This is a genomic window from Chitinophaga sp. 9-1-y (assembly GCF_059511905.2).
On record NZ_CM197955.1, the window covers coordinates 3,945,269 to 3,966,301 of the forward strand.

General features: G+C 47.3%; 9 protein-coding genes. 7 read left to right on the forward strand and 2 right to left on the reverse strand.

The annotated features are described in order from the left end of the window. Positions 1-86 precede the first annotated feature (86 nt). Complete coding sequence (locus tag AC5ZC7_RS15430; RefSeq protein WP_496158029.1) at positions 87-1,709, reverse strand: MBL fold metallo-hydrolase; 1,623 nt, start codon at positions 1,707-1,709, stop codon at positions 87-89. A gap of 478 nt (positions 1,710-2,187) precedes the next feature. Beyond that, positions 2,188-3,477 carry a diaminobutyrate--2-oxoglutarate transaminase gene (gene ectB, locus AC5ZC7_RS15435; RefSeq protein ID WP_496158028.1) on the reverse strand — a complete coding sequence of 430 codons (1,290 nt, stop codon included), beginning with the start codon at positions 3,475-3,477 and terminating at the stop codon, positions 2,188-2,190. 815 nt (positions 3,478-4,292) lie between these two features. Between ectB and AC5ZC7_RS15440 the strand changes: the two genes are divergently transcribed. From AC5ZC7_RS15440 to AC5ZC7_RS15470, 7 genes are all read left to right on the forward strand, one after another. Further along, positions 4,293-4,943 carry a LuxR C-terminal-related transcriptional regulator gene (locus tag AC5ZC7_RS15440; protein WP_496158027.1) on the forward strand — a complete coding sequence of 217 codons (651 nt, stop codon included), beginning with the start codon at positions 4,293-4,295 and terminating at the stop codon, positions 4,941-4,943. 136 nt (positions 4,944-5,079) lie between these two features. Then, positions 5,080-5,460: a hypothetical protein gene (locus tag AC5ZC7_RS15445; protein ID WP_496158026.1), complete on the forward strand. Its 381-nt coding sequence runs from the start codon at positions 5,080-5,082 to the stop codon at positions 5,458-5,460. Positions 5,461-5,473: 13 nt separating this feature from the next. Further along, the gene (locus tag AC5ZC7_RS15450) at positions 5,474-5,926 is read left to right on the forward strand and encodes a hypothetical protein (RefSeq protein WP_496158025.1); all 453 of its coding nucleotides are present in this window, start codon (positions 5,474-5,476) and stop codon (positions 5,924-5,926) included. Positions 5,927-5,939: 13 nt separating this feature from the next. After that, positions 5,940-9,389, forward strand: a complete 3,450-nt coding sequence (locus tag AC5ZC7_RS15455) for a hypothetical protein (protein WP_496158129.1) — start codon at positions 5,940-5,942, stop codon at positions 9,387-9,389. 21 nt (positions 9,390-9,410) lie between these two features. Next, positions 9,411-10,817, forward strand: a complete 1,407-nt coding sequence (locus AC5ZC7_RS15460) for a ComEC/Rec2 family competence protein (protein ID WP_496158024.1) — start codon at positions 9,411-9,413, stop codon at positions 10,815-10,817. Positions 10,818-10,855: 38 nt separating this feature from the next. After that, positions 10,856-12,247, forward strand: a complete 1,392-nt coding sequence (locus tag AC5ZC7_RS15465) for an MBL fold metallo-hydrolase (protein ID WP_496158023.1) — start codon at positions 10,856-10,858, stop codon at positions 12,245-12,247. Positions 12,248-12,306: 59 nt separating this feature from the next. Continuing rightward, entirely contained in the window at positions 12,307-20,892 is an 8,586-nt protein-coding gene (locus AC5ZC7_RS15470; RefSeq protein ID WP_496158022.1) for a hypothetical protein, read from the forward strand. The last annotated feature ends 141 nt before the right edge of the window (positions 20,893-21,033 follow it).

Below are 21,033 nucleotides of genomic sequence, written 5' to 3' on the forward strand. Positions count from 1 at the left end.
ACTGCTATTGTATTCTTATAAAATCAAAAAATATAATCAGATTAATCAGTATAATCCTGAACAAGACAAAAAATCGCTCCTGTATATTATTGCGCTGCGACAAGGGCCTCTTTACGTTCGTACAATAATTCTTTCTCCCCATATAAACGCTCTGCCACAATCCCTTTTTCCTGGCAGAGTTTCACGAGCCTGTTGGATTGGATGATAGGATTAGATTCATCTGTATACTGAATACTGCTGATGAATTCCAGCCAGGGCTCCATGCCCATTGCATATACATAGGCTTCTTTTGGTTGGAAGATATCTACCAATGCCATCCCCTTGGAACAATCAGAGCCCGCCAGTCTGCGGCTACCATCCTGTTCGCGGGTGATTTTCCTGGTCATCAATGGACCATACAACCAGGTAAGTGGCGCGCCATCACATTCCATTCCAAGAAACAGGACATCCACATCACCGGTTTGCCGGTGAATGTGTTTATATAATGCCGATTCAACGATCCGGGAATCTGCCAGGAACAATAACTTAAAGTCGCTGATTTGTACCAGGTAACAGGCTTTTGTCAGAATACACAGGTCACTGTGTTCTCCTGTAAAAGGGAGGCCTGTAATCGCCGTATCTGCAAATTCAATGGTTTCCATTTCATCTATCGCCACTACATTATTAAACCCAACATTGTTAAACATCAGTTTCAGATCCGGATCTTCCAGCTTGCCACTGCAGGTGCGTGGTACAATCAGGTTTTTGATTTTATGCCGCAGCGGCAGTAATGTTTCAAATAAAACGTGGTCCTGGTGATTATGCGTAATCAGTACATAGTCTATTACATCGGGCAAATCCGCATCGGAGAAATGCTCCAGGTCGGAATCATATCCATAGTAGCTCACAAGTGGGTCTACCAGGATACTGACATCCTTTGTTTCTACCAGGATGCATGCATGCCCGAAATAACGCATCCGGATTTTATCACCGGTATATTTTTTATACACAGGTGGGGGTGTTTCCGTAAAAAAGCTATTAAACAGGGCTTCCTGTTCGGGTGCAATATTTAGGATATTCCTGATGTAGCTGATTGTTTGCGGGGTGCGCTTCATTTTGGCCAGTGCATCAATTCCCGGATGTTCAAAAGATATCGGGAGATGTAATACATGGTCATCATCCAGGCGGGGGGTACTTAGGCAAAACGGGCGGTGATCATTATCCGTAATCCAGAAAGCCATACTCTGGGCTGATCTGTTATAAAATTTACTCTTATATAACAGGGATTCAAAGAAACGAAAATCAGCGTTGTTATTACGGTCATAATATAGTTCTACCAATCCTTTCAATAGTGGTGGTACTTTTTCATATAAGGTTTCCAGTCCAAAACCAGTGGCTTCCGCCACCAGCAGCTTATCCAACTCCTTCACTGCTTTGGCAAACTGAATCACTTCTTCCTGGCGGTGGAGGGTATCGGCTTTTAGCGCCTTCACTGCTTCCAGTTTTTCTGCTGGTATATCCATAAATGGACCGCCTTTCATTTTAGGGTTCGCTACTGCTTCCACATGGATGGATGGCGCCATAATAAAAGAATCGATAATAGAAAGGTGCCTTCCTAATACATTCATGGCAGTAGTAGCCGGAGATATTAAGTGACTCCAGGCATACCATCTGTCAACCAATGGTTCAAAAACAACGTTGGGCTTGAGATAAAATTTTTTCTCACTCATGGATAATAGATTATGATTTGAGCAGACATATTTTCTCTGTTTACAACTGATCTTTCCGACCAGGTGCATTATAACTATAACGTATATACGAATAACTAAATACAAAAGAGCTCGCGCTCTCCTTAGGGTACAAAACTTCGTCACAACAAGGCACACGATGTGCTTGTTCCACACGGCATCAGTAATTTAAAAGGAATCCTGACCGCAGGTAGCAGTCTGGCGTAAGTGCCTTCTATGGCAGGTTACCGGGTAATCAGTTTGGGTTTCAGTTAAAAAATTTATTGATTATTTGAGTGTTCGATAGTAACTGTCTTTCGTTTTATTGGGCTTCATCTGGATTAACCATCACATTATCGTTCAGAAAATTGTACTCCGAAAAAATGCTCGATAAAGATAATGAAATAATTTTTTGGAATAAACAAAAACAAAATATTCATATTCATTTAACGAGGGATAACATTCAAAACACTTCTGTCAATTATATTACAACACCTTTTAACCGTTTACCAGAAACTGCGATATGCTGCGTTACTGACTGCTTTATTATATTTAATGCATCATCCAGCACCTCATCTTCAATAGTCAATGCAGGTAATAGTTTGAGCACTTTATCTTCTCTTCCTACACATTCAATTATCAATTGCCTTTCAAAGCAATCTTTCGCTATTTTTTTTGCCAGTAAGGGATCTTCGAATGAAGATAAGTCTATCCCCCACATCATTCCAATTCCTCTTATGTGAATCCTTTCGTCTATTGTTGCCAGTTTCCCGAGAAAACTGCGGATATAGGCAGATTTACGTTTCACTTCTGTGTCCAACCCGGTGGATTGTCTGAATTCCAATGCGGCTTTTCCACCTGCAAATGCCAGCTGATATCCCCGGAAGGTGCCATTGTGTTCTCCTGGCTTCCAGATATCCAGTTCAGGTTTTATGAGCAGCATAGCCATAGGCAGGCCATAACCACTTAAAGATTTTGACAGGATCACGATATCCGGCGTAATACCCGCACGTTGAAAAGAAAAGAAATCACCAGACCTGCCACAGCCAATTTGTATGTCGTCACAAATGAATAGTATGTGGTGCTGTTCACAAATACTTTTCAATGCTTTCAACCACTGTGCAGAGGCTACATTTACACCACCTTCCGCCTGCACCGTTTCAAGAATAACCGCAGCAGGTTTCTCGATACCGGAATGTGTGTCTTCCAGGATCATTTTCAGATAAGACAGGCTATCTGCATGCTGTGAGTGATTACCATCAAAAGGGATAAACGTAACATTATGCAATCCTATGCCAGCGGCCTTCCGGTGATACTCGTTACTGGTGATGGCGAGACTCCCCTGCGATAAGCCATGATAGCCTCCCATAAAAGAAATGACATTGGAACGGCCGGTGTAGTTACGTGCCAGTTTAAGCGCTGCTTCCACCGCATTGGTACCGGTAGGGCCGCAAAACTGGTACTTGTAGTTTAGCTCCAGTGGCTTCAATAACAAATCATTAAACGCATTAATAAAATCGCTTTTTGCCACCGTAAACATATCCAGGCCCTGCATAATATAATCATGCTGCATATATTCCAGCAGCCGCGATTTAATAAAGTCATTATTATGACCGTAATTCAATGCCCCTGCTCCCATCAGGAAATCGATATAAGGTTTTCCGTCCTGCGCAAAGAGAAAAGCATTTTTAGCTTTGTGGAATACTACCGGGTATGACCTGGAATAGCTGCGCACATTTGATTCAAATGATTCAAAAACATTAACTGTCATAAGCTTGTTTTTAATAAAAAACGGTATTGAATAAATAAAGCTGGATAATACATGGTCTGCACGACTCCCACAGTTCATGTGGAAATAATGTCTTTACCTGAAAAAAGTTGATCGTCACTGGATGGGCTACGGATTCATGAGGGTATGGCTGTCGCCTCGCTAACTCCAGTTTAGCGTTTTCACAATGGTATGCAGTTCAAAAAGTTGGAAAGAAGGTTAAACTACAAAGAAGTTTTCATGTCACCAAAAATATAAGTTACCAATGCGATAAAACCGCAGTTATAATTTTAAATAGTAGCACCGGCAAAATAAAGGGGCGCCTGTTTGAAAAGAAGCCCACTGCGCATGTCTGTTATTCGCCGGAAGTTAATTTGCATGAATTATATATTCTCTTTCGCAAAAAAATTTAATACAGTATTGTTATTGAATTTTATTTCCGGGGAGGAAAATATTTTTCTATCGTAATTGACATAACAACAAAAACTGTATACTAATAAGGAACCCGAATAAAACCAGGTAATAACGAAACACTACTTTTCACTTTGACAAACTATCAAACAGAAAAACGACATAGCATCTGTACACACCAATTCCCAACAAGATGAGCGATTCGATCAATCATCCGGCAGCTAAATGGCGCTTATCAATCGTTTTTTTTCCCGGTACCGCTATAATGAAAATTCCTGTACCTTTATTACAGTGCCTCTACATATATAATATACATGCTCCCGGTATGCATGCAAGATTATAAGTCAGGAGCCACTTACTCAAAATAACCAGCCCGGCAAATACATTGACCGGGAATCGCATCGCGTATGAAACATTACTATCCTATCCGCCTGTTCGTGGCTGACCGCCAGGAAGTATATCTTGAAGGCCTTTCGCATATTCTGCAGACCGCACCAGATATAGATCTCCTGGGAACCGCGACCGATGGCAACGAGCTTACTACTGCACTTACCCTACTACAACCAGACATTCTCCTCACTGATCCCACATTTAATATTGACGACAACACAACAGTGCTGCAATATGTGCTCAAAACGCTGCCAAACGTAAACATCATTGCATTATCACTGCTGGATGATGTACCGATGCTGGGCAGTATGTTGCAGGCCGGCGTACAGGGATTTCTGCTGAGGCAGTGCGACAGGCTGGAGATATTGGAAGCCATTCACGACGTATACAACAGGAAGCCCTATTACTGTCGGGCTATTGCATCACAGGTGATGCGCTTATTTTCCGCGACACATTCTTCCATACAGCAGGAGCTATTCAGTACGCGTGAAAAGCAGATCATTCAACTGATATGCCAGGATATGGTTACCAAAGAAATAGCCGCCAGGCTGGGGCTTAGCAACAGAACGGTAGAAGGCTACCGCTTGCGAATCATGGAAAAGATGAATGTACGCGGCACTGCGGGCATTGTTGTGTATGCTATCCGGCAGAATATGATAGAAGTATAAAGAAAAAAAACGGACAAAACAAGCGTAATATTACGTATGGCTCACGGGATAAATACGGGTTATACAGAATAACAGCCGCCCTACCTTTACGACTGTAATTAAACAACAATTTCTTTACCCTCAAAATCTTATCACTATGGGCTTCCCTTATAAGCAGACTACACCGCTGGTTAATTCTGTTTCTGCCACCACCACCGTTAGTATAAACGGAGGCATGCAGATAGCAGTAGTAAAATTTACATCTGCCGCCGGAGATCTCGGCAGCGTAACACTTTCGCCTATCCAACCTACAGCAGGTCCTGTAACTTTCCAAAGGGGGCAGCAGACCGTAAATCTCAAAAAGGCTACCTTCACAGCAGCTATCGGATTCACTGATGGTAGCGTTTTTGCAGAAGGAGACGCTACAGATCAACAAGGAAATAACGATACTCCTTACTCAGCCTCCATTGCTGCCTGGACTGCCAGTGGCGATGCCGGCGTTAAAATTAAACCTAAAATTAAAGAGGACCAGGTTTAATATCATCAGATAGATGTCTGTAAAAATAATAGCAACAACAGGTACTGTCCTGTTGTTGCTTATCTCCTCATTGCTATACGCTCAACAACCAAAGGCTGATTGCATCACTGATGTACTTTCTACTCCCGGAAAATGCACACAACGTATCCTGGGTGATCTGCAGATAATATACAAGATCGACAGTTGCGGTAATGCTGTTACCTGTGTGTTGCTACTGGACACACAACTGGCAGGTATGTGCAGGCTGACACCCACTAACAACACATATATTTTTGAGCTGGAGCTGGGAACAGGATGTGCCAACGGTTTACTGAAAATGTTGCCCTCGTTGCCTGATATGCCGGGCACGCTGAACGGCAATTTCATTTATAGCGTAGCAAGCAACAACCAAAGCTTTGTTTTCAAAGGTTCCGTGGCAGTGTGGTATGCCAATGGCATCTCACCACCATGCCCGCAAAAACCATAAATCGCTGAGTCCTATGAGTACCCTTGCATTCAGCAATACCCATTCAGGCAATTCATCACTATACACTACTCCGGAAGATAATGGCTGGTGTGCCTTTGTACTGGCATCCGGCACCTCCTCCGGCAAAGACACCCTCAGCCTCAGCGATACTGCTGTAATTGATGGCTATTATCTTTTTGCCAACAGCGCTCCTGCCATCAGTGCAGATACGCTGGTGCAGAATATATGGAACTATATTGCGTTCGTTCCCAGTAATACCCCTGATAACGCCATCTTATGGCTCAACTCCCCCAATGATGCCCTTTCCTCTGCCAACGTAACAGCACTGTTCCTGACGCAATTCAATCAAGGTTTTGCTATCATGCAGCAAACGAACTTCAGCTTCGGGAACAATTATGCATCACTGTACATCGGTTCCATCAACACCTATTTTTCTGTTGATGGCGACAATGATCGCTTGCTGCTCACCTTCAGTGACCCTACACAGGTTAGCTTCCAGGCCAACACCGTGGCCTCCAGTACCCTCACACAACTCTCCCCGCTGGTGCTCCCATTTACCGGTATTGGCAGAGGCTGCATGCGCCTGGTGATCGGCTTCAACCTGGCCCGCGACTTTACCGCTGTTGCCTACGACCTCAGCATAAAATATTTCTATAGCAGCACAACGGATGGTTCCCTTTGTTCCATCCGCTATCCGCTTGTGCCAGACGGCCTTCTCAATTACTATCTGCTTTGCCAGGCAAGTATCAATCCTGTGGATATGATGAACCTACATAAGACAGGAACTTACTTTGCCTTGCTGGGACAAACCCTCTATTCTGATACCCAGGTTAACACCACCAGTCCTACCCTATTCGATACCTATTATACCGCTGATTATGGTTATCCATTGCAGATGAAACCGGTAGTCAACCTATCTTCTATCAATGGTACCGATAATTATCCCGGTCCCGGTAGCGCCCTGCTCGTATTCAGCCAGCGGGATGCCGCCGATACATTGTCCTGGTATCTCATCCCATCCGGCAACTTCACACTGGTACTGGACAGCAAATATGCTCCCTACCTCGACAGCAACAAACAGATGCGCTTCCTGAATGGCCTCGCCGGCACAGAGAGTGTGAGCTTCACCCCGGAAGTGAATGGTAGCACCGGTGATCTGCTGTGTTTCACACCGAAACAATCTGCCTTTGCAGACCGGTTTCCACTGGCAGGATCCCCCAACCTGGATGAGAATGGGAAAGTGCTTCCCGTACTCAACAACAGCTACCAGACTGCATGGGCCGCCATCCAACAAGGCAGTAGCAGCAATGCCACCGTTATCTATCATGCACAACCGGTAGGCGCTTCCCTGTTTGCGGCCGATCAGGATGTGTTTACTGATAAGGAAGTACTGGGCAGCTTTGTACCCAACGCAGGAACCCTCTCCCAAACAATTGTATTCCCAATGACTTCCTATGGCGCGGTTACTTCCAGCAATGCACTTACTAACCTTCAACAATACGAGTTACAAATCATCAGTGGGCAACGCAAAAGTGTAATCGGCCTGCGCCAGCAGCAACAACTGATGCAGGCACGCAGGTCTATACAAACTACAGCCGCTGATATAGTACCAGGCACCAGCCCGCAAGGCTTTTATATTGAAGCCGACAAAACAAGCGGTGTCTGGAAATTACTGCAACTGGCCAGTAATCAGTATCTGCAGAGCGATGGCAACATGTCGCCCCTCTACAAGCTTTTCTTCAGCGACCTGGGACATACCTTACAAAGTGCCCTCCAGACCAATCAACTGTTCAACGTCATTTCTTTCAATCCTACTGTTGATGGTACCCCCGTACTTGGTTCCTTCAGCAATGAAATGTATATGGATGGCTGGCCTTTTATACTGGATGTGCCGCAGCAGAATGTATATGGCCAGTTCAACAATGTGCTGATCTTCAAATTCCGTAATGGTGCACTGACAGATCATATCAGCAACCCGCAGGGATGGACCATGGCGGATCAGTTTAACATGACGGACAACAATGGACTCGAATTATTATCAACCTGGATACAGCAGTATGTACAAACAGGTATTGATAATTACCTGGTGAATAAAGACAACGACTACTATAAATTTTATACGGCGGCCACAGACCCTCAATGGCAGGGAGTTTTGGCACTTGCTATCAATGTGGATGTGCAACATTTTCCGGCAGCACTGCAAGGCCTGCTGGCAGGTATCGACCTGCAACGGTTCAATGCGCACCATTTTGGCATAGACATGAGCGTAGTACACAACGACAACGGCGCATTATCCATGTTGCCCGTGAGTGCCCTTTTCGGTTTGATTGATTATGAAGACCAGGTGTTTCTTTCGCTCGGACAATCCGTAGAACGATACAAGAAAGAGGCTGTAATCAATACAGACGTGGATTATGATTTCAAGGTGCTCAATCTCAAAGTGCTGTTCAGCAATGCGAAGGTGGTGAATTTCAACAGCAATATTGCGCTTACCATCAACCGGCTTTTCGGCGAGAAAACAAAAACAGATAACCGGGACAACCTCATGATACTGCGTGGGGCCTGTGAAAATCACAATGGCGTTCCGGCATATACGTTTGTAAGTACAGATGATAATCTCATCTTTATTGACAGCGCGATTATGCAGGATGTAGAAATACAGAAAGCGTCGTTCAGCACCACTGTGCCACAAACCGGCGGTCAGGGCATCGTGCAGTCGGTCTTCTCCTGCTGGGGATTCATCAACTTCAACAAGCTCAGTGATTTTGATATACTCTCCTTCGGGAGTGAAGTGAATGCGCCGCCGGGCAGTGCCGGCGTTGCCTGTGGAGGGTTGAACCTCGACATGAACTTTCCGCTGGAAACACCCTCCACACGCACTTTCCGCTTCGACATCAGTCATCTTTCCGTAGACATAGGGCAGAGCACCGCCCGCAATGATAGCCTGTACAGGCATTTCCCGCTGCAGCTCACTGGTATGACCACCGGTTCCAAAAACAACACGCCAGCATCCCAGGGATTCCTGAACGTAACACAATGGATCAACCAGCCACAGGAAGGCATATCAGGTGACTGGTATGGACTCGTATTCACACTCAATATGGGAACATTGGGTGCATTGGCGTCAGCGGCCGGTTTCAACACCACCTTCCTCGCTGCGTGGAATGTGGGCGGCAGCGGCACTGCTGCCGCGCTGAAGCTCCCTGGTGTAAATCCGCAGGCGCCTTTCTTCAGCCTGCAGGGTGTACTAAAACTGGACATCGGCTCCGTATCCTTATCCCTGGCGGATGGCAGCGGTCCCGGTAAAGCGGCCTATCTGATGAAGATCAACAATATTGCCGTAAAACTGCTCAGTCTTTCGTTTCCACCCGGAGGCAATATTGGCTTCTTCCTCTTCGGCAACCCTGATCAGGATGCGCCACCAGAGAGCCTTGGCTGGTATGCTGCCTATGTAAAAAAATGACGCTGTTAAAATATCAATCTTATGATACCCCTCTCCCTCAAAATAAATCTGCACAGCCTTATATGCTGTATGTGCCTGCTGCTAACCCTTTCGCTGAAAGGGCAGGAACTACTGGAAATACATCATATCAATGTAGAAAACGGAGATGCTACCATGATTCTGATACATGATACCGCGGCGAATACATTTCCGACGAGAGTACTGATTGATGGAGGTTTGAAAGACTCCTATGCCTTCCTCAACAATTATTTCAAAAATTGTTTGCGGGACTCTATGCCTGTAGCACATTTTAAATATATGATCCTGAGCCACCATCACCAGGATCACTATTACGGCTTTAAATCACTGGGTGACAGTGCCTTCATCCAGGTGGACACCATCATTGATGTTGGCGGCTATAAACTCAACAGCACCTACGCGGCAATAGCTCCTCCGGATACCAGTGGGACGGCACTTAGAAGAGGTGGCACAACTCCAAGATTCAGAACATTGTATCTGGGTGCGCTGAAAAAGGCCTACAATAACAGCTTACTGAAATCCAGGAGTAAGGTGATCACTTCATTTCCACGTGATATAGGAAAAAGTATTACTATCGGTACTGTCAACGGTGTTCCCGTGACGCTAACCTGCGTGGCTGCTGCGTCCTATACATATGCACGAAACGGAGATTCTGTATCTCATGGTGTCTCCTCCAGCAATAATTGCAATGATTATTCACTTGGGTTTGTACTTCGGTACGGCGAGTTTCGGTACTTCACCGGCGGAGACCTGGGTGGTCAGGATAAAAGCAATTCCATCGACCAGGAAACGACATTGGTAGGTGGCCTGGACACATTACTGCATCAACTCAGCTACAGCTTTGATAGCACTGCCACAAGGGACAGTGTAACGGGACATATCTGCGCGTTCAAAGTAAGTCACCATGGCAGTGATCACAGCACCAATCCCGTATTCCTGCAGATACGACCTGCAGTAGCTATTGTTTCAGCAGGCAACCAGAAAAACTGGGCCTTGCCCAATCCCGCCTTTCAACAACGCCTGGACACCACGTGGAAGCCGCTTTCCATCCGCGCAGACAGCACGCGACCTCTTGGCTTATCTGATCGCGGACTTTACATCACCAACTTGTACGACTTTACAAAATATGGCGGAGAAAGAGACAGTTGTCTGAAGTATGCGGTACAGTTGTTTGCCGGCCGTACAGACACGGAGTTTCATTACGGCAACGATTACGATACTGCGGGCATGGCAACCGGTGCGATGACCGGTTCCAGCCAGGATCCGACGTGTAAAGACAGCTATATATTGATTGTTGAACCGAATAATATCACCACACAATCTATTTTCTACTTATACATGACCAATTATTGGAAGAGTGTTATCATGAGTCCCATGGGGAATTACAAATGTCATCGCAACACACGGTAGTTAAGCATTCATTCATCATTATTCAATAATAACAAACAATGTGCTATCAGCAATTATATACCCTGTTTCGCAGATGCGGTTGGTGCCTGTGCCTACTGCTACCGCTGTACACAGCGGCCCAGAATAAAATACTGGAGATACATCATATCAATGTCGAAAATGGCGACGCCACCATGATAGTAGTACATGATACTTCCAACAATACCTTTCCGGTGAAGATACTGATTGATGGCGGCAATTCAGGGACGGACAGATTCCTCCAAAACTACTTCACCAATTATTTTGGCGCTGGCAATATGCCGGTAACTTTCAAATACCTTATCCTAACACATTTCCATAAAGATCACTATGCAGGCTTCAATAAACTGGCGAACGGTACTATCTTCAGAGCAGACTCCGTGATAGATCCCGGAGGATATACATTAGGGGCTACCTATGCTGCTATCAATCCGCCACAAGCTACTCCCGACAGAGGTGCCAGCGATGCTCCCAAATACAAGAAGGCACTGAAAGATGGGTTCACTAATAATTACCTGCAATCCCGCAGCCTCGTGGTCACTTCTTTTCCACGTGATATAGGCAAAGTACTGATAATAGATACACTAAATGGCGTTCCCGCTACACTGAAATGCCTGGCCAGTTCCGGCTACACTTATGGCGCTGGTGGCACTGCCGTGAATAATGGTATTACTAACCGTAACAATCCCAATAATTTTTCTCTGGGCTTTATACTCGAATATGGCCAGTTCCGTTACTTCACAGCCGGAGATATGGGAGGATATAGTAACGGCAGCTGTACAAACTACATTGACCAGGAAGCCACCGTAGACGGAGGCTTTGATACGCTCTTCAATACTAAAAGTTACCGCTTCGATAGAAATGCGCACAATGTAACGGCCAAAGGTCATGTCTGTGCTTTCAAGACAAGTCATCACGGTAGTGATTGCAGCTCCAGCTCTGACCTGATGAAATTCACTGCCTGCGCCATGTTTCTGTCGGCAGGTAATATGTCGAAATGGGGGTTGCCGGTACCTGATTTTCAAGATCGTATAGACACGCTATTAGACCCCCTCTCTGAATGGTCTGCCGCGCAACGGCCACTCGGTGTTAATAATCGTGGAATCTATATCACTAACCTCTATAATTTCACCAGTGGTTCAAAGAAGTACTGTCGCTCTACCGCTATCAACCTGTTTGCCAATAAAGACAGTACCAACTTCAGCTATGGCAATGATTACAGCCCAACAGGTGTACATGGCAACAACCAGTACCAGAGCAAGGTGGTGTCCTGTAAAGATAGTTATGTGCTGAAAGTAGAACCGAATAATATCACCACACAGAGCCAGTTCTACGTCTTCCGGGTGAATTATTACAAGAACGTCAATCAACCCTTGTCTACGTTTCAGTGCCATCGTAATACACCACCATAATCACTGGCATTATCGATAAAATGCTTTCTTCCTAATCTTATTTCTATAAAACAGCCATCATGGACCTCCAGCAACTAGCCAGCAACCTGCAACAGCAGATACAACCCAACGGCACACTAACGCTTACGCCTCAACTGATACCCAGCAACCGGTTCCCATTCCTGTTGCAGATGCTGTCGCTGCAAAACATGGTGTTTACCCTTACTTCGGCTGATATCACAGTGAAAGACAATATCCTGTCTGTTTCCGGGAAAGTGAACCTGTATAACCAGGATAATGACGGCGTGTTGCAACTGATCAATACGCGGGGCGAAATACTTGAAACAGTACTGGATTCCATTCTTAACAATCTATCGATACCACAGCTGTCACAGATGGGATTGTTGCCCTTGAACCGGCTGGCAGATCCCAATATATTTCCCAGTCTTCCTTTTCCTGGTATTCAATTAAATGCCTCCTCTGTCACCTTTGCCATGACGCTTTCGGTCCTTTCGTCCAACATCGATTTCCCTATTATTCCAGGTGCAGGAGGACTTTCGCTTAAGAATTTCGGCTTCGCGGTCCTTACGTATGTCAATCCGGTCAATAATCAGCGAACGCCTAACCTCAATATCACCGGTGTTTTCCGCATTGGCAGAACGGATCTGTCTATCTCGCTGGCAGTGCCGATCAACAACAATATGCCGGCTAACCAATGGTCATTGACATTTTCCACCCAGCAAACCTTACTGGGAGGTATATACGATATCCTGGGCTTATTCCCTGGTATGAATGTGCTGGGCAGCATGCCACCTGAAGTAGCAGTGTTGAGTAATTTCGGTATCACGCAGCTGAGTATTCTTTTTAATCCATCCATACCGAAGATCTATGATGTAACGGTAATCATCTCCAACCCCAATCCCTGGCAGGTAACCAGTGGCTTTGCTATCGAGCAGCTACGCATTACGATGCAGTTTAACAGAGTGCCGGCGAAGCCCACGTTCACACTGGACATTGATGGTGTATTTAATATGAAGATGTCTTCCGCTACAGTGGAACTCGAAGCTCATGCGCACCTGCCATTCGGTGAAGATGAATGGTTGCTTGCTTTTTCTGCCGAAATAGAGATCAATAAGTATAACGAGTTTTTCACTGCGCTGCCAGGGCTTTCCGGCACTCCCGCCCCTGCGCTGCCGGTAGATATCACTTTTGACAGCTTCACGCTCAACACCCTTGAAATCACCTACAACGTCAGTTCCCGGCAGATCAGCCGCATCAACTTTGATATATCCACAGAGGTAGATATTAAATTCTTCCATGTGCTGGATATCGTAAATCCAGCGATAGCGCTGGATATAGAGAATCCTTTCTCTTCCGCCGACCGCACCATCAGCGGGTTTATCAGCACACAGCTTAAGATCGTCGACATTCAACTGGAACTGCGCGCAGAGAAAGCAGATCCTTCCGCCGGATGGACTTTCAAAGGCGCCATGCTGCCCGATTCCAGCATCAACATCATGAAGTTGGTGAAAACGTTTCTCTCCTCGCTGGGTATCACCAACCTGCCAGCATGGGTAGATCAGGCTTCGCTGAATATAGAAGGAGTTAACGTCACCGTATACACGCCGGCGCCGGGAGCAACAGATCAGAAAAACAAATATAGTGTAGGCGGCACCGTTAAATGGCAGCTCAATTACCAGAGCTTCATATTGCCGAAACTCACCGCTACACTGCAAATGGATTATGTGAATGGTAATGCTTCCGGTGTAATCACCGTGGAAGCCCTGCTGCTGGGCATGAACTTCAAGGTGGGTTATAAGTTCGGCACACCGGATACACAGATATACCTCGAATGGGAAGGTATTGTAGCGCAATACCAGCATGATAGTGGGAAGAATACGGACACAATCACGGTGGTATTCGGAAAGATGTCGCTGGGAGAAATCATCACGCATCTTATTGCTTCCTTTGAACCGGGCTTCACGCTATCGGCTCCCTGGAATGTGCTCAACAGTATTAATCTGGACGGGTTGTCGTTTGTATATGTAAGAAATATCGGTGATCCAACACAGAGCAGCCTGAAAGTAGTTTATAAGAGCAATGTCGACCTGGGCTTCCTGCAGCTTTCTGCCATCACGCTTACGAAGGATAATACCGGCGTATATCTGGGCTTTGAAGGCAAGTTCCTGGGCATGACTATCAGCAGTAGCAATCCTGAAACGCAGCCACTGGCGGGCAAAGGCAGCGATGTGCGCAACATGCCCGGCGTGCCGGGTATGGGCAGCCAGTTCTTCGACCTCCGCTTCCTGGGCATGGGCCAGCATGTGGCATTTACCAATCCCGGTAATATCAGCAACATACAGGGCGCCATCGATACCATGAAAAAATCTTTTTCGGATACCAATGGCCAACCTAACAGCGTACCAATTAAACCTAACAAACAAGGCTCCCTGTATTTCGATCAGAACAGCCACTGGCTCTTCGGTGCAGACTTCACCGTAGCGAAATTCTACAAGATGGCACTGATCTTCAATGATCCTGAGTTGTATGGTCTCATGATTAGCATTGATCCCACTGCGGCTTATTTTGCCAACCTTTATTTTGAAATTCTTTATAAGAAAATAAATGACAACATCGGCATGTACCAGATAGATCTGCAACTGCCGGATGTTTTCAGGCATCTTGAGTTCGGGGAAGTATCCATTACGCTTCCCAACATTGGGATCAAGATCTACACCAATGGTAACTTCTATCTCGACTTCGGCTTCCCTGCCAGCATTACAGACTTCTCACGTTCCTTCACTGTGCAGGTGTTTCCGTTCACCGGCTCCGGTGGTTTTTACTTTGGCTGGCTGAGTGGCGCTACCGCTACTAATATCCCACAAACTACCTGCGGCATATTCAACCCCGTGATAGCCTTTGGATTGGGACTGCAACTGGGCGTGGGCAAAACAATTGACGAAGGTATTCTGAAAGCAGGGCTGTATCTCACCGCTGTAGGTATCTTCCAGGGAGTGATTGCCATCTTCCATGCCACACCGGGATTAAGCGGCGCAAAAGACGACACCTATTATAAGCTGCAAGGCACGTTCGGACTGGTGGGTCATATCTATGGCGAAGTGAACTTTGCTATTATATCTGCACGCCTGGATATATTGGCTTATGTGTATGTGAGCATTACGATAGAAAGTTATATGGAGATACCTATCTCCTTTGTAGCCGGCGTATCCGTTTCACTACGCATCACCATCAACCTGGGATTATTTAAAATACACATCAACCTCAGCTTCAGCGCTACTATCAGGGCACGTTTCGTCATCGGCAGCAATCATCCGCAGGATGCAGGCTGGAACGGATGTCTCACCGGCGGCAATTTCCCGGCATACCACCGCCTTGGTGCGGACCTGGCAGTAACATTAAACTGGCAGCCCGTTTCACCGGATACCGGCACCAACTACCTGCTGGATCTGTATGCGATCCCACAACTGACCGTTTCCGGAGAAGGCGCTACACCTGGCCCGCAATACAACATGATATTTTATATCGATACTGCCTCCGCCGATATTGCCAACACGGTGAACGGTCTCACCGCTCTCAGCACCGGCGTATTATACTGGTGTCTGAGCGCGCTGGTTAGCAATGGTCGCAGCAGCGTTCCATTGAGCTGGCTGCAAACACAGCAGATTAGTACTGATCAGTTACAGGTGCTGTTATGTTATTTCAACACAAGACCAGATAATGCAGCACCATTCAACTACAGTAATACAGCAGGACATGATGTTATTTCATTCCTGAAAACCTTCTTCAGCGTACAGATCACCGCTACTGATCCTGCTACCCAGCAGGACCTCCAGGCGGCCATCTTCCCTGCCCTGCCGCCACTGCTGATGCAGACAGACTACAACGGCGCCAAAGGAGCGCAGGTGAACTTCGCCACACAGAGCATGACCGGCAGCAATGGCTATATCAGCGCCGTTTCGGGCATACTGCGCATGCTCAGTATGGACGCAGAAAACAAGCTCACGGCTGACTATTACGGTAACGCCTGTACGCAGGTGACTGACCCCGACTATCAGCAGCAGCAAGACCTGAGCATGCCTACGTTCATCTTCACCGATTTCATTGCCCTCGTGGCCAAGACGTTCCTGCAGCATGCACTGGATTATATGCAGGCCAATAAGAAAACAAGCTTGGATGCCGAAAGCCTTGTCAATGCAGTGGTGACAGCCGCCAATGTAACACAGGCCGGCAGCATGTCTTCCAGGTTCCTGCTGTATGGCTTACGCTTACCGGCTCCACCCAATGCTGCCACCGGCGCCATTACGCCACTGTACCAGCTTACAGGCCAGCAGTTCCCACTGCCAGCAGCGCTCAAAACCGGTGATACCTTCAGTATGAACATCACCAAAGACGCGGCAGCTACCTGGATTTCCTTTAATCCCGGCAATGCGGCTGCTCTCAATATCACCATCAACAACGATGAAATCACCCGCATCAATGATATGCGCAGCGTGGTGTTGTCGCCTACCCTTGAATCCGGCTCACCGGCTGCCATGGTGAACTACCGCGACACGCCGCAGGCCTTTACACTCAATAGTCCCGCGCTGTGGCAATACCCCGGCGATTACTTTACTGGTGTAAGCGGAAACCCTGTTTTGTGGTTGCTGCCACAAAACCTGACAGATGTATTTGCATTGCATGCCGGTACCTCCATTCCCTTCTCGCTCCAGACCATCAAGCCGTCAGGCGATGGCAGCGAGAAAGGAAGCATCAGTCATCTTGCCTGGGCCACCACAGTGCCAATTACTATACAGCAAATCAGCGCCGGCTCAGCCCCCAATACACCGCTTGCCGGCAATATGTATAACCTCACCGGCGCAGACGACAGTGGTATAGTACTATTACAACAACTGGTCATCTACCTGAATACTACCCGCAAAGGTGACGACAGCTTTATTGCACAAATACAATTGTTGTATGAACCTGACCCAACAACAGATGCCGCCGGAGGTAATATTTCCGCTGCCAATGGCGCTTTACAATTAGCCATTGTACAGGCCAACCTGAGCACGGAAACCAACCCGGTAGGCACATTCGGCTCCCTGAAAGACAATGTAACCAATACTTATAACACACTGAACAAACCGGGTATCTTCCTGCAACTGTTGTGGGAAAACAGTATTGTGAGATCAGGCGGATTTTATCTGTACTACCGCAGTTCCGACGGCAACGGCATTCCACCCCACCTGTTCAATAAAGACGGCGTAGGGAACCTCACGCTGGTAGTCACTTATACCGATCTGCTCATACAGCCTTTTGTGAACAGCGTGATAACCGGCGATCCGGTAGATACTTCCACTACCAACGTATATGCCCAGGCAGCCAGCATCACCACCCGTGTGGCCACTATACCGGTGGGCACGGTGGGCTATACAGTGGCACGCAATAACCCGGGAGAATACAATCCTTCGCAGCAACCGCCTACCGCCGCTGACAACCAGGTATACCTGCAAAACCAGTTCAACCTGCTGGGCACTACCCTACCTGGCGTGGCCGCCTATCAGAACCTGTTGCCAGCCGGTCCTGCAGACACGCTGGATGAAGACCAGGTACATCAGCTGCGCGCGGGGGAAGCACTGAACCTGGACACCAGCTACTGGAACTATGCTGCCGTGATCCCTTACTACAAATACATGCAGCCATCCGGTACTGACCCCAACTATCCTAATCCGTATGGAGGCATTGGCACTACTGTGCAGATGCAGCTTAACTGGCAGGATATGTTTGGTAACATACCCATGAGCAACGTGCAGCCGTTGACATTGTCAATGGCATCACTGTATACCGATCCGCTCATCGCGGTATCACAATGGCCTGCCGTATCTTCTTATTACCAGTTTGCCCAGAATGCCGGCAAGCCGGAAATACAGCTCAGCTTCTGTTTCGACAAAACAAAATACACCGGCAGCAAGAGCCAGAACAATGCTGCCATAGACCTCGAAACCTACATGCGTCTCTATTATCAGCTGGTAGTATGTACAGATGTGAATATGAGCTTCTGCTCCTCTATTGACGGCACCGCTGCGCTACCGGAAGGCACCCGTCGCAGTATAGATATAGCCGCCCTGAACACCAACTTCCTCGCACCGGTGATCAGCTACCTGAAGAGCATAGTAGCCGCTACTACCGTAGACAGCAACAGCATCCTGTATACTATTCCCAGCCCGGTGGATACCGCCACCATTGCGAACTATGCAGACATACTGCCATTGACACTAACGGCAACGGTACAACGCACTTCGCATATAGATCCGGCTTTTGCCAATACCGCCGGTATCGCCACGGCGCAAACCACCGTGCCGCCACAATCCAAAGGCACGCCCTGTGGCAACGGCAACGATGATTCTTTGTCGCTCACCCCATTCGCACAACAGTTTGAACTAGCCTTCAAAGACCAGCCCACCGCTGGCATCACGTTGAAACTGGCAACAGGTACCCCGAAAGAAAGTGAAGACAAAATACCATCGCTCTGGATGATAAGACTGGACAGCAACGGAAAGAGCGGTATCAATTTCAACTTCAGCAATGCGGCAGTATATTTCTTTGCACCCGTACCGCTGGCCAACAACTTGTTGTCGTTCAGCAGCAGCAACTATCCGTATGCAAGCGGACAGCCATATCCAGCAGGGGCCGCAGTAACACAAAATTTCAGCAGCATAGACCTCGACAACTGGGGATTGCAGTTCCTCACCGCGGTAGATAATTTCCTCAGCCCCGCCTATGCCGTGCCCGTCTTCCTGTTAGATAACGGCGTATCACTGGCATCACTGCTGGCTGAAAAAGAAAACATCGCTAACGCTATTGAAGGAACTATCGACTACATCATAGATCCGGGAAGTACACCACAGTCTAACATCGGCAACGCACAGGACAAGTGGAAACAGGTGATCCTCCAACTGCTGTCTAACGCTTACCGCTATACGACAGCCGTACAAACACCCGCCACTATCAGCTCCGGATGGACAGGCAGCAACAATCAGCCCCCGGAAGCACCCTATGTACCCGCACTGTATGGCAGCATGAAAGGTACTGATCCTTCCCTGCCACCCGGTACACCGCCCAATACTTCCTATTCCCTTTCCAACGCTAAAGTGCCATTGGGCAACGGGCAATCGTGGCTTACGTATATGTTTGAATCGAAAGACCTGCCGGCCAGCCGCAGCTTCAGCTTCACAGACATGCGTTATGCCGTAAGTCACCTGGAATACCAGCTACAACCAGTTGATGGCATCGAAGGCTACATGGCATCGTCCTGGCTGACCTTCATTATCCCGCTGGATAACAGCCTGGGACAGATAGGCAACATCACCATACCGGTTCCCCTGCGCGCCTATCCTACACCACCTTCTATCCTGAGCCAGGGACTTCAATATCCGGTCAACAGTAGCACGGACCCAATCACCATTGCTGATACAAGAGCCTGGAACTATCGCTATGTATATCAGAACCAGTCTGCCGCACAGGATACCATACACACGCAGGTGCAGTTCAATATCCCTGCATCCACTAACACCTTCCTGGCGCGGAACCTGGACGATTCGCCTACACTGGATCAGGCACTATCCCAGTTTATGGCCGTGTATCCCGCCATGTTGGCTGATTTCAACTTGCACCTCTTGACATTGACGGCTGATGATGTAAAGAACAACACACCGAATGCGCAGGCTGCAAAGAATGCCGTAGCGGCTTTCATTAATGTAGTAACAGTAGTGGCTACTGCATGGAGTACCTGGAACCAGATACATCCGCGCACCAAAAAACTGGCCAGTCACGGGCCGCTTAACCTGGCATTGTCGCCATATACTTTATCCTATACGATCACAGAAAATGAAGCGCAGACTACCCATTATCTCAGCATCACCGTTACGCCAGACAGTGGCAATAGCGTGCCAATAGTTCCGCTGGTCAACATCAGCAATTACACCGCAGAGCCGGTGAGCGGTCAAAGTAATACCTGGACCTACAAAAATGCAGAAGGTAAATATCTCCTCTACGCCGACAGGAACAAAGATCCTGACAGAGAAGTGGTCATGCAACAACTGGATATACTCCATGAACAAAACAGTTGGTCAGGCGCCAGCATCATCCGCAATGAGTACCTGATACAGAATAATAATGGAACGTGGCAGCCCACCAATCAACGGTTCATCTATCAAACTCCGTGGGTGCGCTTCTTCGACAAGCTCGTACCGCTACTCAATTGTAACCGCGCCCTAGATATCGCCACCATCAATAGCAACGTCTTCCCGGCGCCGCAACAGAGAACCCTGCTGGAGAACATGACCCAGCTCTTTACCGCCCTCACCAATGAGGTAACGTTAACGAACATACTAATTAAACTACATGTCAGCTACCAGTATACCAAGCCGGATACTTCCTTCACCATCAACCTGCCGGTATTACTGCTGGCCTCCACGGAAGTAAGTATCGCAGATAAAGGACTGGCAGTAGCCACCATGATAGCAGCCGCTATGGAGAAATGGAAGGATACCCATATGCCGGAAACTAACCAGGCGCAGTACAACCTGGATTTGACGGTATTCTCTGATGATAGTACAAGACCAGTGTTGCAGGTACCACTGTACTTGCTGATAAGTGAGTTGTAATGTCAGCACAGCGGAATCGCACGTTGACAGACCAAAATAAAAACCTGGCGGCAATGTGCTTTAGGATACAAAAACAGAATCTCAGCTTTATCGACAAAGAGGTTACACCGGCACGATAACCGCGGTGTAACCTTTTTTTTT

What these genes read in the sequence shown, in the direction of transcription:
- AC5ZC7_RS15430 (WP_496158029.1), bottom strand. Translation starts at nt 1,709, where the DNA reads ATGAGTGAGAAAAAATTTTATCTCAAGCCCAACGTTGTTTTTGAACCA.
- ectB (WP_496158028.1), bottom strand. Translation starts at nt 3,477, where the DNA reads ATGACAGTTAATGTTTTTGAATCATTTGAATCAAATGTGCGCAGCTAT.
- AC5ZC7_RS15440 (WP_496158027.1), top strand. Translation starts at nt 4,293, where the DNA reads ATGAAACATTACTATCCTATCCGCCTGTTCGTGGCTGACCGCCAGGAA.
- AC5ZC7_RS15445 (WP_496158026.1), top strand. Translation starts at nt 5,080, where the DNA reads ATGGGCTTCCCTTATAAGCAGACTACACCGCTGGTTAATTCTGTTTCT.
- AC5ZC7_RS15450 (WP_496158025.1), top strand. Translation starts at nt 5,474, where the DNA reads ATGTCTGTAAAAATAATAGCAACAACAGGTACTGTCCTGTTGTTGCTT.
- AC5ZC7_RS15455 (WP_496158129.1), top strand. Translation starts at nt 5,940, where the DNA reads ATGAGTACCCTTGCATTCAGCAATACCCATTCAGGCAATTCATCACTA.
- AC5ZC7_RS15460 (WP_496158024.1), top strand. Translation starts at nt 9,411, where the DNA reads ATGATACCCCTCTCCCTCAAAATAAATCTGCACAGCCTTATATGCTGT.
- AC5ZC7_RS15465 (WP_496158023.1), top strand. Translation starts at nt 10,856, where the DNA reads ATGTGCTATCAGCAATTATATACCCTGTTTCGCAGATGCGGTTGGTGC.
- AC5ZC7_RS15470 (WP_496158022.1), top strand. Translation starts at nt 12,307, where the DNA reads ATGGACCTCCAGCAACTAGCCAGCAACCTGCAACAGCAGATACAACCC.